The 2,826-nt window shown below is 58.6% G+C and carries 4 protein-coding genes and 1 pseudogene; 1 reads left to right on the forward strand and 4 read right to left on the reverse strand.

Features of this window, described 5'->3' with window-relative positions; genetic code table 11:
- Together EI28_RS12200 and EI28_RS15600 are read right to left on the reverse strand one after the other, a co-directional pair.
- Positions 1-327 (reverse strand): annotated as a pseudogene (locus EI28_RS12200) (hypothetical protein); the annotation flags it as partial.
- Between the two features lie 420 nt (positions 328-747).
- Positions 748-870: a hypothetical protein gene (locus tag EI28_RS15600; RefSeq protein ID WP_369792313.1), complete on the reverse strand. Its 123-nt coding sequence runs from the start codon at positions 868-870 to the stop codon at positions 748-750.
- A 338-nt stretch (positions 871-1,208) separates the two neighbouring features.
- On the opposite strand from EI28_RS15600, the gene EI28_RS12210 reads away from it, so the two are divergent.
- Complete coding sequence (locus tag EI28_RS12210; RefSeq protein ID WP_048115201.1) at positions 1,209-1,715, forward strand: hypothetical protein; 507 nt, start codon at positions 1,209-1,211, stop codon at positions 1,713-1,715.
- 91 nt (positions 1,716-1,806) lie between these two features.
- Here the strand turns inward: EI28_RS12210 and EI28_RS12215 are convergent, their stop codons facing one another.
- Both EI28_RS12215 and EI28_RS12225 read right to left on the reverse strand, forming a co-directional pair.
- Positions 1,807-2,016, reverse strand: a complete 210-nt coding sequence (locus tag EI28_RS12215; protein WP_052379752.1) for a DUF3368 domain-containing protein — start codon at positions 2,014-2,016, stop codon at positions 1,807-1,809.
- Positions 2,017-2,334: 318 nt separating this feature from the next.
- The gene (locus EI28_RS12225) at positions 2,335-2,595 is read right to left on the reverse strand and encodes a UPF0175 family protein (RefSeq protein ID WP_048115206.1); all 261 of its coding nucleotides are present in this window, start codon (positions 2,593-2,595) and stop codon (positions 2,335-2,337) included.
- Positions 2,596-2,826: the final 231 nt, after the last annotated feature.

Below are 2,826 nucleotides of genomic sequence, written 5' to 3' on the forward strand. Positions count from 1 at the left end.
GATATCATGAACAAGGGCGGCCATTCTCAGGACACGCAGGTAGTATATCTCGTCATACTTCCCGTCGATATCCAGACTGTCGGTCCCTCCGTTCTCTAGCACGGCGTTATAGATCCGTGTTGCCAGTTCCATGACACCAAGCGAGTGCTCAAACCGCCTGTGGGTTCCTCCCGGATAAACCAGGTTGGTCAACGCAAGTTGGTGGATATGGCGGAGGCGCTGGACTGGCGCTGAGTTCAAGACCTCTCTCTCGCTAGAGTTCATATGGATGAACGCGTAGATCGGATCCCTGATCTCGTGGTTGTTCTTCTTTGCCGTTCCCTTCACCTTCTTCTCAAGCGATCCCCGTCTCCCCAAAAACGAAACCTGAATATTAACTTTCCTTAAGGTATGTGTGGAGAATCGATTGGGATATATCTTTTGATACGCGTTTAACATGCCAGATCGCCCCTACGCCGATATATGGCAGACTTCTCCTTGGAAGAGAGACCCTGGGATATCGGGCAGTCGTATCCGGAATTTTGAAGATCACCCCCCGCCCAGCACCCTCACGATCACCGCCACCCCCCCGCCGACGACCCCGCCGACCCCGGCGCTGATCGTCGAGATCCTCTTCTCTCGAAACCCTCCGGGTTTCTCAAGCTCCTGCCCTGCGGCCAGTCGCTCTTCTCCAACCTTCTCCGCTCGCCAGCCCTCCAGCGCCCGGAGCCGGACCTCAAAATCCTCGTTCGAAGACCTTCGGTCTTCTCACGCTCCCGCCCTGCGGCCGGTCGCGTCCCACTCCTCCATCCGTTGCAGCGCCCGACAGATCCATTTTACGTCCCGGTTCGTCTCGTAGACGAGCTCCCGGGTGGTCTTTTCGTTGGTCATCCAGGCAATCCTCCCGCGGACTATAGGTGGTCGGGGACAAAAAGGCTGACCGTAACGATTATATTTCAGAATCCAAGCCCAATTCAGGCTTCCCGATAAAGTCAGGCTGATACCCTCCCGAGTCTACCCTATAGTTGTCTGTCATATTCCCGGGAAGAGTTGCACTTTCAGTGCAACTGCCTCAGATCTCCGATCTGGGGCACTTGGCAGGCACGGAAGATGCTTCGCATCTTCCTATCAGGCACAACCCAGAGAGTTGCGCCATGCACGGAAGATACGTCGCAATCTTCCCATCAGGCACAGCTCAGAGGGCTGTGCCGCAATGGAGGAAACCAACCATGGCAGACTTCGTTCAGACAACCGTGAACAAAACGGCGGTCCGGGACCTCGCCGTCCCGATCGCCGACGTAACGTCGTTTAACAACCTCGTCCAGACCGTCATCGACGACAACCCGTTCGGGTGCGTCGGGTATACCGGCGCCGACGGGCAGCCAGTCGCTCCGGTCGTCCGCAACCGCGAGCACTACACCGCGAAGGTGAACTTCATCGACGGTGAGGGCAAGCGGGTCGGGAACGTCTCGCTCCAGTCCCCCTCGATCGCCGCGTTCGAGGCGAACGCCGCCGAGGTTCTCGCAAACGCGGCCCTCGAGGCCGCGATGGGCGGCGAGGCCGTCCGGAACGGCCCCGGCGAGACCTACTACGCGCAGCTCAAGTGCCACGACCCCTCGGGTGACGACTACTACGTCACCTTCACCCGCAAGACCGTCCGGATCTCGTCCTACCAGGACGACGCCATCCGCACCGCGGTCGAGACCTGGGCCGACGCCGTCGCCTCGCTGGACTGAAGAGGGGGACTCTTCCCCTCATCTACCATTTTTGACCCTGTTCGATATCGATAAAACCGGCTGACCACGATTGGCAATGAAAACCTCCGGTTTACTCATCCATCTCCACTTCAAGAACGCGCCGGTAGAGGGCATCCTGGATCCAGAAGTTCCCCTCTTCCCGCAGTCGATCCATCTCCTCCGCAAGGGAAGAGATCTCTCCTTCACGCTTCGCCTGAATCAGCAGCCCGATGATACCGGTGACTGGAAGGCCGTAGAGCCCCGCGACGCGACGGCCCTCGGCCTCGTCGAGGAGGAGCACATCGGGCCGGATCTCGAGAGCAAGGGTGATGCTCTCCGCTTCGCCTCACGGCAAATTGGAGATTTGCCTGACAGGGAACTGTTCACAGTTCCCGTGGCGTGAAGTTCCTGCTCAAGCAGGCGTACCAGAGCCTTATCGGAGGGGTCGACCACACGCAGCCACCCCGACTCGTGTGCATCCCTGATCTCGGCCGCCCCCGGCCGGTTGCCGCCCAGTTCCACGACCTCTCTCCAGACCGCAGGAGGAATACATACGGTCGAAAAACGGCGAAGGAGACCAATGCGGCCGACCATCGAGAGGTGAATCAGCGGCGATGAGTTACTGACCGCGAGCGGCATAGGCAATGTCCTGGTCAAGGTCCTCCTCGGAGTAGTGCCGGGGAATCTTCCGCGACCCGAGCAGTTCCTCCCACTCCCACCGGTTCATCCCGGCAAGAGCGGCCGCCTTACCCGAAGAGAGGATACCCCGCTGGTAGAGCGCCACGGCAAGCTCTCGCTGCAGCTCGGTCTGAACGGCATCGGGAGGGAGTCGAAGCGCCTGAACGATATCCTGGGGAACCCTGATGGTAACATCGGACATAACCAGTTCACCTGATGAATAGAAGATAGAGAGGGAGAACTGATAAACGTGGTGGTGATATGTCCGCTGTTCTTGACGAAGGATCACATGCCCAATCCGATTTTAGACCCTCCGATTACCGTCACCGCACTGGACTAAAGCAGGGACTATCCCCCTGCTCTTTTTTAAGATGGATTCACTCGTTGGATGACCGGCAGCTCATCCATCGGAAGTGTTGAGTCGGAACACTCC

This window comes from Methanoculleus sp. MH98A (assembly GCF_000691865.1).
Taxonomy (GTDB): Archaea; Halobacteriota; Methanomicrobia; order Methanomicrobiales; family Methanoculleaceae; genus Methanoculleus.

Bases quoted from the DNA above. Each gene is read 5' to 3' on its own strand.
- EI28_RS15600 (WP_369792313.1), bottom strand. From the start codon at position 870: ATGACCAACGAAAAGACCACCCGGGAGCTCGTCTACGAGACGAACCGG.
- EI28_RS12210 (WP_048115201.1), top strand. From the start codon at position 1,209: ATGGCAGACTTCGTTCAGACAACCGTGAACAAAACGGCGGTCCGGGAC.
- EI28_RS12225 (WP_048115206.1), bottom strand. From the start codon at position 2,595: ATGTCCGATGTTACCATCAGGGTTCCCCAGGATATCGTTCAGGCGCTT.